12 protein-coding genes are annotated in these 15,542 nt (G+C 71.7%); 7 read left to right on the forward strand and 5 right to left on the reverse strand.

From position 1 onward, the window contains the following. Positions 1–13: 13 nt before the first annotated feature. Positions 14–478: a hypothetical protein gene (locus tag LZ198_RS27810; RefSeq protein WP_253975105.1), complete on the reverse strand. Its 465-nt coding sequence runs from the start codon at positions 476–478 to the stop codon at positions 14–16. Positions 479–626: 148 nt separating this feature from the next. Between LZ198_RS27810 and LZ198_RS27815 the strand changes: the two genes are divergently transcribed. Both LZ198_RS27815 and LZ198_RS27820 read left to right on the forward strand, forming a co-directional pair. Beyond that, positions 627–1,136, forward strand: coding sequence for a hypothetical protein (locus tag LZ198_RS27815; protein WP_253975106.1), 510 nt, complete (start codon positions 627–629; stop codon positions 1,134–1,136). A gap of 210 nt (positions 1,137–1,346) precedes the next feature. Then, positions 1,347–3,938 (forward strand): glycoside hydrolase family 15 protein, encoded by a 2,592-nt coding sequence (locus LZ198_RS27820; protein WP_253975107.1) that lies wholly within the window; start codon positions 1,347–1,349, stop codon positions 3,936–3,938. Between the two features lie 20 nt (positions 3,939–3,958). On the opposite strand, the gene LZ198_RS27825 is transcribed toward LZ198_RS27820, so the two are convergent. Then, a complete protein-coding gene (locus LZ198_RS27825) occupies positions 3,959–4,657 on the reverse strand; it encodes an NAD(P)-dependent oxidoreductase (protein ID WP_253975108.1) in 699 nt (232 codons plus the stop codon). 54 nt (positions 4,658–4,711) lie between these two features. Here LZ198_RS27825 and LZ198_RS27830 point away from each other — a divergent pair, with 54 nt between their 5' ends. Next, a complete protein-coding gene (locus LZ198_RS27830) occupies positions 4,712–5,704 on the forward strand; it encodes a LysR substrate-binding domain-containing protein (protein WP_253975109.1) in 993 nt (330 codons plus the stop codon). 107 nt (positions 5,705–5,811) lie between these two features. Here the strand turns inward: LZ198_RS27830 and LZ198_RS27835 are convergent, their stop codons facing one another. The 3 genes from LZ198_RS27835 to LZ198_RS27845 form a co-directional block, all read right to left on the reverse strand. Then, positions 5,812–6,426, reverse strand: coding sequence for a hypothetical protein (locus LZ198_RS27835; protein ID WP_253975110.1), 615 nt, complete (start codon positions 6,424–6,426; stop codon positions 5,812–5,814). Between the two features lie 77 nt (positions 6,427–6,503). Then, entirely contained in the window at positions 6,504–7,802 is a 1,299-nt protein-coding gene (locus LZ198_RS27840) for a hypothetical protein (protein WP_253975111.1), read from the reverse strand. Between the two features lies 1 nt (position 7,803). Next, the gene (locus tag LZ198_RS27845) at positions 7,804–10,569 is read right to left on the reverse strand and encodes a TonB-dependent receptor domain-containing protein (RefSeq protein ID WP_253975112.1); all 2,766 of its coding nucleotides are present in this window, start codon (positions 10,567–10,569) and stop codon (positions 7,804–7,806) included. Between the two features lie 320 nt (positions 10,570–10,889). Here LZ198_RS27845 and LZ198_RS27850 point away from each other — a divergent pair, with 320 nt between their 5' ends. From LZ198_RS27850 to LZ198_RS27865, 4 genes are all read left to right on the forward strand, one after another. Continuing rightward, positions 10,890–12,005 (forward strand): GRAS family protein, encoded by a 1,116-nt coding sequence (locus LZ198_RS27850; RefSeq protein ID WP_253975113.1) that lies wholly within the window; start codon positions 10,890–10,892, stop codon positions 12,003–12,005. Next, positions 12,002–12,490, forward strand: a complete 489-nt coding sequence (locus LZ198_RS27855; protein ID WP_253975114.1) for a CinA family protein — start codon at positions 12,002–12,004, stop codon at positions 12,488–12,490. The genes LZ198_RS27850 and LZ198_RS27855 overlap by 4 nt, the downstream gene beginning before the upstream one ends. A gap of 82 nt (positions 12,491–12,572) precedes the next feature. After that, entirely contained in the window at positions 12,573–12,977 is a 405-nt protein-coding gene (locus tag LZ198_RS27860; RefSeq protein ID WP_253975115.1) for an STAS/SEC14 domain-containing protein, read from the forward strand. 312 nt (positions 12,978–13,289) lie between these two features. Beyond that, positions 13,290–15,521 (forward strand): M4 family metallopeptidase, encoded by a 2,232-nt coding sequence (locus tag LZ198_RS27865; RefSeq protein ID WP_253975116.1) that lies wholly within the window; start codon positions 13,290–13,292, stop codon positions 15,519–15,521. Positions 15,522–15,542 lie beyond the last annotated feature (21 nt).

The following is a 15,542-nucleotide window of genomic DNA, read 5'->3' on the forward strand; positions in this document are numbered from 1 at the left end:
TCGCGGTGTCGTGTCACTCGCGCAGCCACGCGAGCATGACGTCCTTGTCGCCGGTGGCGAGCTCGTAGGGCGTGCCCGGGGCGATGAGGCCCGCGCGCGCCGCGACGCCTTCCACTGCGTCCTGGGCGTGGGTGAGCTGGATGCCGGCGCCCCCTCCACCGAGGACGAGGGGCGCGCCCATCTTCAGGTCGAGCACCACCACCCGTCGCCGCGCGGGGCGGGGCTCGGACATGTCCACGACGACGAAGTCCCCCGCGAAGCGGCGCTGGTCGCAGCGGAAGACCCACAGGTTGCGCTTGCGCTCGAGCAGCTCGCGCACGAAGGGCTTCTCGTCGCTCTTGAGCGCATAGCGTTCGGAGAGGAGCGCGGCGGTGGAGAGCGGATGGCCCTCCTCCCGTGCGAGGAGCAGCGCCCACGGGTTCGCGTGCCGCAGCAGCGGCAGCAGCACGGGCAGGACGATGGGCGGCTCGCGAGGCATGCGTGGGCGTGCTCGACGCGCGGAGGCGCTCGGGGCGGACAGGCATTCGAACACGGCGTCGTCGCGGGAGGAACCGCGCCGGGTTCCAGGGTGTCACCCCGCTCTGCTAGAGGGGCGGGGCTTTCCTCTCACACCCTGGAGTCTCGGCATGTCCCGGTTTGCCAGTCGTGCGCTCGTGCTCGCCCTGATGTTCGCATCCACCTCCGCGTTCGCGGGTTCGCAGTGGGTGCAGGCGCGGACGGTGCTCAACACGTGTGGCTACTTCAGCACCGCGCAGGCGGAGGTCACCCTCACGTACCGCAACGACGACCTGCCGTGGGGGACGAGCGTGTTCCTCATCTACGGCTGGGGCGGCAGCACGTTCGACTGGGCGCCCGCGCCGCAGACCGTCGAGGTGCCGGCGGTGGCGCCGTACCACTGGGGCACCACCGTGACGAGCATCATCCGGGCCCGGACCTCCACGGAGTACACGAGCATCAACTACGTCTGGAAGGTGGTCCTCCCGGACGGCCACGAGTTCTACGAGAAGGGCAATGGCTCCACGTACGGGTACTACGCCGCGAACTTCTCGCAGGTGCCCATGCCGTGCACCAACACGGCGGGGACCTTCATCGGCACGCCGACGCCGCTCATCATCACCACCGTCGTCAAGGATTGAAGACGCGCGGGTGACGGGGACGCCCGCCCGCGGGGCGGGTGTCTCCGCGTGGCGCGAGGCCTCGCGGGTGAATGGATGTTCAGCGGGCCTCCGGCGGGGGCCCGACCGGGGTTCGACGCGCGTGTCGCCGGCGTGTCGGAGGGGACCCGGACGCGACCGGGGAGGAACTCCCCGTTGGCCCGGAGGCGGAAGCACTCCAGAATCGGCGGGATGAAGCGTTCCCCCCTTGTCCCCCGTGGCCCTGGCCGAGCGCCGTCGCGCGCCCCGAGCGCCGCGGCCCTCTCGCTCTGCACCCTGCTGTGTCTCCTGGCGACGGACGCCCGCGCCGAGGTCCCCGTCCGGCGCACCTTCCTCGAGCTGCCGTCGTCCAACGGGCACGGCGCGGTGATGCTGGACCTGGAGCAGAAGAAGGTGACGCACTTCCGCGAGCACCTCTTCGCCACCGAGGAGCCCATCATCGACGCGACGGGGGCGGACGTGTACGTCCGGGGCCAGCCGCAGGTGGTGCATTCGCGGGACGTGCTCTTCGACGCGTTCTTCGGCCTGCGCTCCGGGGGGACGCAGCGCTGGCTCAGCACGCAGGACGCGGACCTGGAGGCGAGCGGCTACGCCGCGTGGGCGCCCGGCAGGACGGCGGGCACGGGCCTGGCGACGCTGGTGCAGAAGGTGGGCACGCTGGAGGTGACGACGTATGTGTTCGCGCCGCAGTCGGTGCCGCATACGTCCTTCGTGATGGCGCTGCGCGTGCGCAACACGGGCACGGCGGTGTCCACGGGGGTGAGCGTCTTCTCGCTGCACAACTTCCACCTGGGCTTCGGTCGGCCGGGCGTCATGTCGGACATCGACGAGAACGGCGAGACGGTGGAGCTCGCCGGCAACGACTTCTCGGAGAAGGGCTACGCGGGCGCGGTGGTGGCGCGGCCCCTGGGCGCGGTGGCGCGCAAGGCGGCCTGGGTGTCGAGCGCGACGGGCTCCGGCAACGCGTACACGGTGGTGAACAACGGCGGGGCGCAGGACCTCCAGGACTTCTCGGCGGCGCCCTCGGCGGCGAATGGCTGGGCGACGGCATACCAGTTCAACCTGGGCGACCTCGCCGCGGGCGCGGAGAAGTGGGCGGGCGTGGCCTTCGTGCACACGGGCAACCCGGACGGCGTCGCCACGGCGCGGCAGTGGCTGGCGGACTACGTGGGCACGGCGGACGCGAAGACGCTGGTGGACGCGGAGGTGGCGCGGTGGGCGGCCTTCCAGACGGACACGGTGAAGGTGCCCTCGGGCGTCGCGGCGCAGGAGGAGACGCTGGTGCGCCAGTCGGCGGTGGTGCTGCACATGGCGCAGGTGCGGGAGAGCGAGGCGTTCCTGCGCGACACGCTCAGCCGCGACGGTGAGCCGCGCCGCACGCGCTTCAAGGCGCCGGACGGCTCCCCGGCCACGCTGCCGGGCATGGTGCGCCACGCGGGCAAGGGGGCGGTGCTGGCGAGCCTCCCGCCGGGACAGTGGACGTACGCGTGGATTCGCGACGGCGCGTACGCGGCGGCGGCCATGGCCACGCTGGGCATGCGCGCGGACGCGCGGGACGCGCTGAGCTACTACCTGAACGCGGACAGCGGCCGGTTCCAGAGCTGGCGCGAGCTCCAGCCGTACTCCATGCCGCCGTACCTCATCACCCTGACGCGCTACCACGGCTTCGGCGTCGAGGAGACGGACTTCAACGAGGCGGGGCCGAACATCGAGTTCGACGGCTTCGGCCTGTTCCTCTGGGCGCTGCGGCACTACGAGCGCACGACGGGGGACCTCTCGCTGGTGGACCAGACGTGGCCGACGGTGTCCACGAAGGTGGGTGACGCGCTGGTGGCGCTCATCGACCCGGAGACGGGCCTCATCCGGGCGGACTCGTCCATCTGGGAGACGCACTGGAACGGGCGTCAGCGCTCGTGGGCGTACACCAGCCTCACGGCGGCGCGCGGCCTGTGCGACGCGGCGGCGCTGGCCGAGCGCGTGGGGGACACCGCGCGCGCCACGCGCTACCGCGAGGCGGGGGAGTCCATTCGCGAGGCGATGGCGGAGAAGCTGACGGACGGCAACTACGTGCTGGCGTCGAACCTGGAGGAGCTGAGGGCGGGGCGCGGGTACTGGGACGCGGCGGTGTTCGACGCGTTCGCCTTCGGCCTGTTCGACCCGAACGGGAAGATCGCCAAGGCCACCGTGCGCGGGCTGGACCTGCGCCTGTCGTCTCCGGCGGGCGCGGGGTGGTCGCGCAACGACGACCGCTACGACCACACGGGCTTCGCGGACATGAGCCCGTGGGGCAGCGAGTACGACAGCGCGGAGTGGGTCATCGTCAGCCTGCGCGGCGCGATGGTGAAGCGCATGTCGGGCGACACGGAGCGCGCGGACCGGGTGCTGAAGTGGGTGACGGACCAGTCCGCGAAGAACTACCTCGCGGTGGCGGAGACGTATGACGAGCTGAACGGCACGCACAAGTTCAACATCCCCATGGCCGGCTTCGGCGCGGGGGCGTACGCGCTCGCCCTGGCGCACCGCGCGGACGGCGCGGAGGACCCGGCGTGCGGCGCCTACTTCGACGAGAGCACGCTGTCGAAGACGCCGGACGCGGGGCCGGGGACGCCGGACGCGGGGCCGGGGACGCCGGACGCCGGACCGTGGACGCCCCCGGACTCGGGCACCCACCCGGACGTCGCGGTCAGCGGCGGTGGCTGCAGCGCGGCGGGGACGGGCGTGGTGTGGTGGGTGCTCGCGCTCGCCGGGCTGCTGGTCGTGGTCGCCCGTCGTCGACGGGCCTGAGTGCCTCCCAGGGCGGCGCTTCAATAGCCGATGGTGAAGCGCCGCTCGTGGAAGCGAGGCCGCTCGAGTTCATCCACGAGCGCGAGCGCGTAGTCCTCGTAGGAGATACGACTGTCGCCGTTGGCGTCCACCACGAGCTGGTCCTCACCCAGCCGGAAACGCCCGGTGCGTTCACCCGGGCCAATCCAGCCGGCGGGGCTGAAGTAGGTCCAGTGCCGGTTCGAGGTCCGATAGAGATTCAAGGCGTCGCGGTGGGCCAGGACCGCCCGCTTGTACTCCGCCGGTAGCCCCAGCTTCTTCAGCCGCTCCTCGAAGTCCTCGGTGTCGACGAGCTGGACACCGGGACGCACCTCCAGGCTGCCGGCGCCACCGACGACCAAGAGCCGGAGCGGCGGGTGGTGCCGCAGGGCCTCCAGCAGGGCCTTCGCCGCCGCCACATAGGCTTCCGGGGCTTGGACGGAGCGCTCCACGGTGTCTCGCGGGTCCAGGGAGGCGTTTCCTGGTCCGTAGGCGCTGACGAGCACGTCCAGGCCACCGAGCGCGGGGACGAGGCTCCCGACGTCGTGGATGTCCGCGACCCGCCAGGCGAGGGGACCGGGCCGTGGGGGGATGCGTGAGGGGTGACGGGTCAGGGCCGTCACGTGATGGTTGCGACCGAGCGCCTCGGCCACGATGCGCTGCCCGATGTTGCCCGTGGCTCCGATGATTCCGATGTGCATGGCGCTGACGTAATGCATGGCCCGTGGCGTGCGCCGTTGATAACCCTGAACACCATGTTCAATGTCGTTGAGCTCAGGCAAGTGGACCTCAACCTGCTCGTGGTGTTCGCCACGGTGTTCCGGGACCGGAGCGTGAAGCGCGCGGCGCGCCACCTGCTCGTCGGACAGTCGGCGGTCAGCATGGCGCTGGGGCGCTTGCGGGACTTGTTCCAGGACGAGCTGTTCATCAAGGTGGCCGGGGGCGTTGCGCCCACGGCGAAGGCCATCGCCATCGAGCCCCAGGTGCGGCAGGCGCTGGAGCACGTCCATGGCGCGCTCTTCGACGCGCCGGTGTTCGACCCGGCGACGACCCGGCGCATCGTCCGCCTGGGGCTGCCCGACGACCTCGAGCTGTGGCTCCTGCCCCGGTTGTTGGACCTGCTGGGCCGGAAGGCGCCGGACCTCTCCCTCGTGGTGCATCGCAGTGACTGGTACACCGGGCTCGGCCTCGTGGAGCGGGGCGAGGTGGAGGTCGTGCTCGGCGTGTTGCCGGAGCCAGGGGCCACGATGCGCGCGGAGCCGCTGTTCCATCAGCGGTTTGTCTCACTCTTCGACGCGGGGTGGATTCGGCCGCCCCTGTCGATGAAGCGCTTCCTGGAGGCGGCGCACGTCATGGTGAGCGCCAGCGGTGACCTGGTGGGGATGGTGGACGAGGCGCTGCGGACTCAAGGCAAGGCACGACGACTGGTGGCGGCCGTGCCTGGCTTCGCGACGATGGGCGCGTTGCTGAAGGGACGGCCGCTCATCGCGACCTTGCCCGACCTCGCGGCGGCCACGCTGGCGAAGGCACACGGGTTGATGTCGTCCCCTCCACCGGTCTCGCTGCCGGTGCTCCCCGTGTCGATGGTCTGGCACGCGAGGACGGACCAGGAGCCGGCGCTGCGATGGTTCCGAGAGCAGCTGCGAGGCGCGCTGGATGAGGAGGCTCGGACACGCGCGCCGGGGCCCCTGCCACGCCACCGACGGCTGGCGACGCGCAAGCGTGTGAGCCGTCCGACGGGGCGGTGAGGGGCCTGACTCGCCCCCCGCGGGGACGAAGCCCAGGTGCTGGGCCTCGCCCACGAGGCGACGGGTGACCACGCGCGCATGCGCGCCGGCCAGTCGCGCGCGGTGTCTCAGCGCCGGCTGTCGCGCCGTGCCTGCGTGCGCCGGTTGCGCGCGACGCCGTGCGAGGTGCGCCGGACCGAGCCGAAGCGCTGCTGCTTGCGCGCGCCGCCCTTCTTGCGCTGTGCCCGGGTCGCGCGCACCGAGACCGTCGCGGTGCGCCCCGCGGCGCGCGTGCGGCGCACGGGCTTCTTCCCCGTGACGCCTCGGGCCGTCGTCGTCCGTCGCGCGGTCGCCGCGCGGCCCCGCCGCGAACCCGCCGCGCGACGCTGCGCCCTCGACGGACGCTTCGCCACCACCGCCGCGCGGGCCGTGCCCTGGCGGTCCACCACCTCCAGCCGCTTCTCGAAGCGCTCCAGCGCCTGCCGGAAGTAGGCCGCCTTGCGCAACGTGTTCTTGTTGCCCTCGGCGGGGCGCGTGCGACGGGGCGCCTGCTTGCGCAGGGCCTCGCGGCGCTGGCGCAGGGCCAGGTCCTCGTACTTGTCCACGAGCTTCCGCGCCCGGAGGACGCGGCCCCGCAGCTCGCGCCGCGTCAGGCTCGACAGGTGGCCCGGTGCGCTGGACAGCACGAGCTGGGCCTCGCGTTCGGACATCAGGGACAGCTTCTTCGGTGGACTCGTGCGCAAGGTGTCCTCCTTCGACGACCGTGGACTTCCTCGCAACGTCCGCATGTCCCCAGTCCGAGGCAACCTGCGCTGGAGGGCTATTCGAAGACGGAGAATTCCGACAGTGAGTAGAGGAGGCCGAAGTACCGCCGGTCCTCCTCGAAGAGGGTCAGCCGCACGTGGCGCACGCTGACCGTCCCCGACAGGGGAACGTCCAGGAAGCGCGCCTTCCTCACCAGGTCCAGTCGCTCGTCCCCATAAGGAGAGTCCTTCTCCGTCTGGTCGACCGTCATCCGGAGGATGTCCCAGCTCGGGTCGCGCTCGTCGTGGTTCTCGTAGAGGACGTCCGCGAGCGGCGTCCAGCTGTAGCCATCCAGGCTGCCCTCCAGCACCACGAGCATCCTCGGCTCATCGCCGAGGGTGAGGACCTCCAGGTCGCGCAGGACGATGCGGCGGGGCTTCACGGGGGTTTCCCAGTACAGGACCAGCTCCCGCGCCCCCGGATTGGCGTCGTCCGGTGCTGGATTCAGCTTCACCCGCGCGAGCGAGCCATCCGTGTAGGGGCACGCCCCTTCCCCCCACGAGGGCGTGCAGGCGACGCCCCGGCTGACGGGCCGCAGTTGCCCCGGCGCCACGGGGACCCGGGGCCCCCGCCACTCCACGCGGAAGGCCACGCCGCTGTTGCCAGCGCCCAGGGGCTCGAAGGTCCACGTCCCCAGCGTCACCGCGCGCACCTGCGCCTCGACGCCCTCGAAGTCCTCCAGCACGTACGGCGAGGGCCGCCACGGCGAGCCCGGGTCGTGGGCCTCCCAGACGAGCCCCCCTTCACCCCGCAACTGGAGCACCGGCACGGGCGTCGTCGGCGCGAGGGGGACCGGGTCGGCCCCTTCGCGATACAGCTCCATGAGCCGACCCGAGGGTGGCAGCTCCGGCGGCGGTGGCGCGGCGTCGAAGGACAGCGCGGGCCCCTCCGCTTCCTGCCTCACCACGAGGTGGGGCTCCCAGGTCCGCATGGGCGGCAGCTCCACGTCGTCGTCGAACGTGAAGCTCGCGTAGACGCCGTGCCCCTCCTCCAGCGGCGCGCTCACCCGGAAGCGGTAGTCGACGAACTCGTTGAACTGCGTGTCCTGGGCATCCCCCTTGAGGACCTCCATCGTGAAGTGCCCGGAGCGCTCGCTGCGCTGCTCCGCGTAGAGCACGAAGGGGTTCTCCGCCTCCGTGGGAGGGCGGCCACTGCGGATGTGGATCTTCCGCTCCAGCGGCAGCGGCGTGTCCGCGCGGGGCGAGCCGTCCGCGTGCATCAGCTTCCCGTAGACGAAGACGGGGTCCTCCGGCTTGCGGTCGCAGCCCGAGACGAGCAGCGCGAGGGAGGGCAGGGCGAGGAACAGGTGGCGCATGTCAGTAGGTCCCCTTCACGCCGAGCATGGGGAGGATGATGGGGAGGCTCGCGGGCTTGCGCTCGGGCTGGCCTTGCATGTCGAAGCCATAGTCATACGCGAACACCTCCTGCTGGGCGGAGACGTTGAGGATGTCCAGGGACGCGTCGAGCGTGAAGTCGTCCATGGCCCACGACTTCGCCACGCGCAGGTCCACGCGGAAGAACGCGTCGAGCCGCTCGGCCTGGTCCCGTCCCTGCCGCACCCAGTGCTGTCGGCCCTGCTCGTCGGCGACGAGGCGCTGGGTCAGCGTGGTGATTTCCCCCGACTCCGGGCGGCCGGTGTTGAAGTGGACCACCGTCCCCACCGTCCAGTTGTTGCCGAGCTTGTAGCTGAGCGCCGCGTTGACGACGTGCGCCTGCTCGAAGGCGAACGGCAGGGTGCCCTCCACCGTCTCCACCACGTGGTCGGTGTCGCTGTAGCGGTCGAACCACACGCGGCGCTTGCTCTGGAGGAAGCTGTAGGAGACCCAGCCGAACCAGTCCCGCCCCAGCGGGTGACGCGCCATCAGCTCGAGGCCGTAGGCGTAGCCGCTCGCGGACGGGTCGGGGACGTCCAGCCCGCGGCGTCGCCGGTTCTCCACCACGTCCTGGAGGTTCAGCTCCACCGTGCGTGACAGCGGGTTGTAGAAGGCGTCCGCGCTCACCTCCAGGCCCTCGAGGGCCTTCCACTCCGCGCCCACGGTGAACTGCAGGCCCTCCTGGAGCCCGTAGCGCAGGCTCGAGGTGTCCACCGCGGGCAGGTGGATGAGCACCGTGGGCGACTGGTGGAACAGCCCCGCGCCTCCCTTGAGCGCGAGCGTGTCCGTGAGCTGGTGGCGCACGGTGAGGCGCGGCTCCGCCACCGTGTGGTCGATGCCGGGAGACAGGTGGTAGTTGTCCACGCGCACGCCGGGCTGGAACAGCCAGCGCTCCACGGGCACCCACGTCACCTGGGCGTACGCGCCCGCGAACGTCGCCAGCGAGGACGGGCTCTTCACCGGGTCCGGTCCCTCCGTCGGGTCGTACCCCGGAGGGATGGCCGTGCCGGTGATGCGCGTGGCCGCCCGCCGGTGCTCCACGTCGCCGCCCACCGCGACCTCCACCGTGTCGCCCACGCGCCGCTTCCAGCCCGCGCGCGCCGCGTACGTCGTCTGCTCCAGCCCGTACTCGCCGACGGCGTCCACCTCGATGGCGCCGCTCGAGCGGAGGACGGACTCCTCCCCGGTGAGGCCCACGCTGTCGGCTCCCGCGGTGAGACCGACCTCCAGCTCGCCGCCCGCCACCGGGTGTGTGCCCCGCAGGTCCACGCGGTGGAAGCGCGAGACGACGCGCGCCCCCGTGTTCCCCACGAACTCCGTCGCCGGCGCCGCGCCCACGTCGTCGGAGCTGCCCAGCGCGAACAACCGCACCCGGCCCTGGCCCACCTTCTGCTCGACGCGCGCCTGGTAGTCCCAGAAGTTGGCGTGGACGCGCTCCGCCTCCTTGTTGCTCAACAGCGCCGCGCCCAGCGTCACCAGCAGCGCGGAGTAGCTGACGCGCCCCGCGACGCTGACGGAGGTGCCGGTGCTCTCGAACGGGTACTCGACGAAGCCTCCGCTGTTGAGGAGGTCCGCGTAGGCGGTGAAGTGCAGCCGGTCCTCGCGCGGACGGCTCAGCCGGCCCTCCACCGCGCCCCCCAGGTTGCGGCCGTACTGCACCGGCGGCGTGCCCGGGTAGAAGTCGATGGTGTCGATGAAGTCCGGGTGGATGACGGCGGGGCCGAGCAGCAGGTGGTACAGCATGGGGATGCGCACGCCGTCGAGGTAGAAGCCCGTGGCCGCCGGCTGACTGCCCCGCACGACGGGATAGCTGATGCCCGACGCGAGGCTGCCCACGCCCGGCATCAACATCACCACGCGGAACGGGTCGCCCTGCGTGCCGGGCACCTCCCGCAGCTCCTGCTCGTGCAAGGTGATGCGCGTCACCTCCGTGCGGGGGCGCTCGTCGCGCACCACCGTCTCGTAGGGGTTCACGCGCCCCGGCTGGAGCCGGTAGACCACCTGGAGCGACTGGCCCGGGGACAGCGTCTCCTCGAACACGCCGGGCGGGTGACCGGGGGCGCGCACCTCCACGCGGTGCTTGCCGGGCGCGACCTCCACTTGGAAGCGCCCCTGGGCGTCCACGCCGCCCGCGGGCTCCGCGCTCCCGTCGAGGAAGAGGGTGGCGTCCGCGAGCGGGCGGCGCGTGCCCCGCGCGCGGACCTCGCCGGTCAGGCGCGCGGTGGCCCGGGGCATGGGCGCCGCGGGGGGCTCGAACCGGTACACGAAGGGCAGCCGCACGGCGACGGCGGTGCCCGCCAGCGTTGCGGGGGTGAAGCGCAGGCCCGGCGCGGCCTTCAGCGCGGCCTCGGTGAGCCGGGGTTCGCCCGCGGGGGTCACCAGCTTCACCTCCGTGACCGCGCCCAGGGCGTCCACGAGCAGCTCCAGCGTCACCTCGCCCGCCGTCCCCTCCAGGCCCTCCGGCCACGGGGCGGGGGCGTCCTGCGCCAGGGCGGGCGGCACGAGCTTCACCTCGCGTCCGTCCGGCGAGAGCCCCAGGCGCGCGGCGTCCTCGGCGGACACGCTCGCGCCGCCGTCACCCGTCTTCAGCTCGACTTCGACCGGGCGAGGCTCGCTGGCGGGGGAGGGCAGCCCCTGGGCCGCGACGACACGGGGGGCGGCGACGGCCCACAGGAGCAGGGACACGACGAGACAACGGCGCGGCAGCATGGACCCCCACGAACACCCCGGACGCGTGGAACTGTCACTTCCGGCCAGCGACCCCGTGCGCGCGGGAGCGCAGCCTCTCCTCGGATGCCCATCCGAGTCCAACAATCGTTCTCGCTGGAGGAACGGTGGATGGAGCGCCGCGTCGCGGCGACGCATGGCGTCGAGGTGGGGCGCCAGCGTGGGGCCGTGGACCCTTCGGTTGGACCTCCAGACGCCCTCGTGTGTGGCACCTCACGGAGGAGGGGCCCGGGCCCCGAGCGTGGCTGGCGCGGGCGCGCGCGCGGCGTGACGTCTCGGGTGGGGATGGAGCGGGAGGACCCATGCACACGGCGAAGGATGAGCTGCTCTTCCGGGGGATGGAGCGGGCACTGGCGGGGCGGCCCGACGAGGCCCGGGCGGCCCTGGCCTCCCTGACGGGCCTGCTGGACGTGGAGGCCGAACCCCAGGACCTGGACTACCAGCTCTTCGCCTCGGCCATCGCCAGGCGGCTGGACGACACGCGCCCGGGACCGCGCAACCCCTACCTGCACCCGCCCCCCGACGCGGGCGGACGGCAGATCGACCTGTTCCGGCTGTTGATGGCGCACATGCCGCTGGCGGCCACGGCGGACGCGCTCGCGAACGCGACGCTGGTGGAGCTGCTCGGGGGACACGACGAGGCGACGCTGGTGGACGTGGGCATGGGGCAGGGCCGCCAGGAGGCGCGGCTGCTGCGGCGCCTGGCGGAGCGGGGCGCGCTGCCCCGGCGGCTCACCCTGGTGGGCGTGGACCCCAGCGGCGACAGCCTCGCGCAGGCGGAGGTGACCGTGGCCGACGTGGCGCGCGAGGTGGGCGCGGAGGTGGTGTTCGAGGCCTGGGTCGCGCCCGTGGAGCGGGTGTCCGGGGCGCGGTGGGCGCGGCTGGGCGGGCTGCCCCGCCCGCTGGTGGTCAACGCGGCCTTCTCGCTGCACCACGTGGCGGAGGCGCCCGGGAGCGAGGGCGCGGCGCGCGACGCCGTCCTGCGCCACCTGCGCGCGCTCGAGCCCTCCGGGCTGGTGCTGTGCGAGCCCAACGTGGACCACTTCCTCGCGCCGCCGCTGGAGCGCTTCGCCCACGCCTGGAACCATTTCACGCACGTCTTCCAGTTGCTGGATACGCTGCCGGTGCCGCGCGAGGCCCGCGTGGCCATCAAGCGGTTCTACGGCCGGGAGGTGGATGACGTGGTGGGCACGGTGGACGAGTCGGCGCGCTGCGAGCGCCACGAGCTGGCGCGGACCTGGGGAGACCGGCTGCGCCGCGCGGGCTTCGCGCCGCTGGAGGCGCTGGCGCGGGTGTCCGTCCCGGTGCACCCGGCGCTCACCACGCGGCGGGAGCCGGGGATGGTGGGCCTGTGCTGGCGGGACGAGCTGCTCGTGGCGGTGCTGGGCGCGCGCCCGGCGGTGGAGGCGCGCCCGTGACGGACGACGTGTTGGCGGCGCGGGTGCTGGAGCGCTGCGGGCGGCTGGGGGTGCGGCTGGTGCTGGTGGAGGCGTGCACGGGCGGCGGGCTGTGCGCGCGGCTGACGGACGTGCCCGGCGCGTCCGCGGTGGTGGAGCGCGGCTTCGTGCCGTACTCGCACGAGTCCAAGGTCGAGCAGTTGGGCGTCCCGCTCGAGCTGCTCCAGGCGCATGGCTCGGTGAGCGCGGAGGCCGCGGAGGCCCTGGCGCTCGCGGCGCTGGAGCGCTCCCGCGCGGACTGGAGCGTGGCGGAGACGGGCATCGCCGGGCCGGGAGGCGGTACGCCCCAGAAGCCGGTGGGACTGGCCTTCATCGCCGTGGCGCGGCGGGGCGCACGCGCCACCGTGGAGCGGCACCTGTTCACGGGAGACCGGAGCCAGGTGCGCCGGGCCGTGGCGGAGCGGGCACTCGGGCTCTTGCTCGAGCGGTTGAACGTCGAATCCTGAACTGGACTCCGCGCCCTCCCCGCCGGGTGTCTGGGAAGCACGCGTCCCGGCACCTACCTTTCGGGCGGCGAAGGAGTGCCTGGTGTTCCGAATCGAAGTCGACCGCGAGCAGTCCGTCCTCGGGTTCGTGCTGGACGGCTACATCCGGGTACAGGAGATGGAGTCGTTCGTGGCGGAGCTGGAGCGCGCCACGGACTCGCTGACGGGGCGCGACATCAAGATTCTCGCGGACCTGCGCACCTTCCGCCCGGCCTCGCCGGAGGCCGCGGACATGATTCGCCGCGTGCAGGAGTACGGCCTGCGCTCGGGCGTGGTGCGCGTGGCGGAGCTGGTGGAGAGCCAAATCGTCGCGCACCAGCTCAACCGCGTCGCCGCGGGCAGCCGCACCAACCGCATCCTCCGCCGCTTCTGGGAGGAGCCCTCCGCGCGTCAGTGGCTCCTCACCGGCGAACCGGAGGACGGCGACGACCCGGCCGTGTCGCGCTGACCTCCCGCCCACCGGACACCCCGTGTTTCATGGCCGGGTGCGGCATCTCGCAATCACTTTCAAACACGTTTGAATTCAACACAGTCTCGCGAATTGTTTCAGTGTGACGCGAGATTGCCCGCGAGGGTGCGGTCCGGCGCGACTGCCCAGGCGCGAACCTGGACCATTCTCGCTCCACGAGGGAGCAGCACGTAAAGGATGTTTACGTGTTTTCCCTCGAAATATATCGAAACATGAATAAACGAATTAAAAATTGAAATCGTAATTCCTAGTGTGTCACGAATACCTGGCCTTTTACCGGAGGTACTGCGTTTGGCTCATCGAGTCCTGAAGTCGATTGGCGCGGCTTGGTTGGGTGTTGCGCTCACTGCGTGTGGCACCGTGGAGTCCGCTGGCGAGGAGACGAAGGCTCCTGATGCGAAGTCGGGTGGAGACATCCAGACCTCCCTCGGCAAGCTGCCGGCCGCGGGCGTCGCGAGCGTCCACGCCGACGGCATCCCCGACACCGTCGTGGGTGAGCTGGGCAAGGTGGAGCGCATGCTCTCCGCGCAGTCGGTGGCCCACGCGGCCTTCGCGGCGGCGCCGGCCCTGCAGAACATCGCGCCCATCTTCCGCCTGAGCGCGGACGACATGTTCCTCGACAGCGCGCGCACGGATGTCCGTGGCATCCAGCACCTGCGCTACAACCAGACCAAGAACGGCCTGGAGGTCGTGGGCCAGCAGCTGGTCGTGCACGTGGGCAAGGACGGCAACGTGTTCGCCGTCAACGGCTCCGCGCGTGACGGCGTGAACCTGCCCGCCACGCCGCTGCTCGGCGCGGCCGCCGCCTCCGCCCTGGCGGTGCGTGGCACCCAGGGCACGGGCGTCGTCGCCGACGGCGAGCCCCGCCTGGTCTACGTCCGCGACGACGCGGGCACGCTGTTCCTCGCCTGGGAAGTGCGCGTGAAGGGCGAGAACCTCGACACCATGCCGCTGCTCGACAAGGTGTACGTGGACGCGCGCGGCAAGTCCGCCGTCGTGGCCCGCCACCCGCTCATCCACAGCGCCCTCAACCGCAAGGTGTACTCCGCCAACAACGGCACCACCACCCCGGGCACGCTCAAGCGCTCCGAGGGCCAGGCCGCCATCGGCGACGCCCACGTGGACATGAACTACGACCAGCTCGGGTTCACGTACAACTGCTACAAGACGCTGTTCAACCGCGACTCCATCAACAACGCGGGCGCCACGCTCATCAGCACGGTTCACTACAGCACCAAGTACGTGAACGCCTACTGGGACGGCACCCAGATGGTGTACGGCGACGGCGACGGCGTGAACTCCATCGAGCTGGGCAAGGACGCGGACGTCACCGTCCACGAGCTGACCCACGCAGTGACGGAGAACGAGTCCAACCTCACCTACTCCGGCCAGTCCGGCGGCCTGAACGAGGCCATGTCGGACACCTTCTCCGCCATCTGCGAGAGCTGGGCCTCCGGCACCTGGAGCACCGCCGCGGACGTCTGGAAGATCGGCGAGGACATCTGGACCCCGGGCACCGCGGGCGACGCCCTGCGCTACATGGATGACCCGAAGAAGGACGGCGCCTCGCTGGACTACGCCTCCGACTACACGTCGAGCACGGACGTGCACTACAGCTCCGGCATCCCCAACCTGGCCTTCGCGCTGCTCTCCAAGGGTGGCACGCACCCGCGCGCCCGCTCCACCATCACGGTGCCGGCCATCGGCGTCGAGAAGGCCGCGCAGATCTGGTACCTCGCCAACACGGACCTCTACACGGCCGGCACCACCTTCGCCCAGGCGAAGACGTGGACCATCCAGGCCGCGCAGCAGCTGGGCTACGACCAGGCCACGCAGGACGCCGTGAAGGCCGCGTGGGAGGCCGTGGGCGTGGGCGTCACCACGCCGCCGCAGCCGTCCACCCCGCTGACCAACAACGTCGCGGTGACGGGCATCGGCGGCAGCACGGGCAACCAGAAGTTCTACAGCCTGGTCGTCCCGGCCGGCGCCACCAGCCTGAAGTTCACCACCACCGGCGGCTCCGGTGACGTGGACATGTACGTCTCCTTCGGCACGCAGCCCAGCAGCTCGACCTACGACTGCAAGTCCGAGGGCAGCTCCACGGCGGAGACCTGCACCATCACCAACATCCAGGCGGGCACGTACCACGTGCTGCTCAGCGCCTACGCCACCTACTCCGGCGTGACGCTGCTCGGCGTGTACGGCACCACCACCTCGACCGTGCTGCAGAACGGTGTCCCGGTGACGGGCCTGGGCGCGGCCACGGGCGCGGCGGTGAACTACACGATGGACGTTCCGGCCAGCAAGGCGGTGACGTTCAAGATCGCCGGTGGCACGGGCGACGCGGACCTGTACGTCCGCTACAACGCCGCCCCCACGACCACCACGTACGACTGCCGCCCGTACCTGTCCGGCAACGCGGAGTCGTGCACCATCGCGGCCAAGACCACGGCCGGCAAGTACTACGTCATGGTGCGCGCCTACTCGACCTTCTCCGGCGTGTCGCTGACGGGTACGTACTAGCCCCGTCCGTCACACCGAAGG

Origin of the sequence: Myxococcus dinghuensis (assembly GCF_024198235.1) — a bacterium.
Lineage (GTDB): Bacteria > Myxococcota > Myxococcia > Myxococcales > Myxococcaceae > Myxococcus > Myxococcus dinghuensis.

Excerpts from the sequence above, each read along its gene's own strand:
- LZ198_RS27810 (WP_253975105.1), bottom strand. The coding sequence starts at position 478 with ATGCCTCGCGAGCCGCCCATCGTCCTGCCCGTGCTGCTGCCGCTGCTG.
- LZ198_RS27845 (WP_253975112.1), bottom strand. The coding sequence starts at position 10,569 with ATGCTGCCGCGCCGTTGTCTCGTCGTGTCCCTGCTCCTGTGGGCCGTC.
- LZ198_RS27840 (WP_253975111.1), bottom strand. The coding sequence starts at position 7,802 with ATGCGCCACCTGTTCCTCGCCCTGCCCTCCCTCGCGCTGCTCGTCTCG.
- LZ198_RS27815 (WP_253975106.1), top strand. The coding sequence starts at position 627 with ATGTCCCGGTTTGCCAGTCGTGCGCTCGTGCTCGCCCTGATGTTCGCA.
- LZ198_RS27830 (WP_253975109.1), top strand. The coding sequence starts at position 4,712 with ATGTTCAATGTCGTTGAGCTCAGGCAAGTGGACCTCAACCTGCTCGTG.
- LZ198_RS27820 (WP_253975107.1), top strand. The coding sequence starts at position 1,347 with ATGAAGCGTTCCCCCCTTGTCCCCCGTGGCCCTGGCCGAGCGCCGTCG.
- LZ198_RS27825 (WP_253975108.1), bottom strand. The coding sequence starts at position 4,657 with ATGCACATCGGAATCATCGGAGCCACGGGCAACATCGGGCAGCGCATC.
- LZ198_RS27850 (WP_253975113.1), top strand. The coding sequence starts at position 10,890 with ATGCACACGGCGAAGGATGAGCTGCTCTTCCGGGGGATGGAGCGGGCA.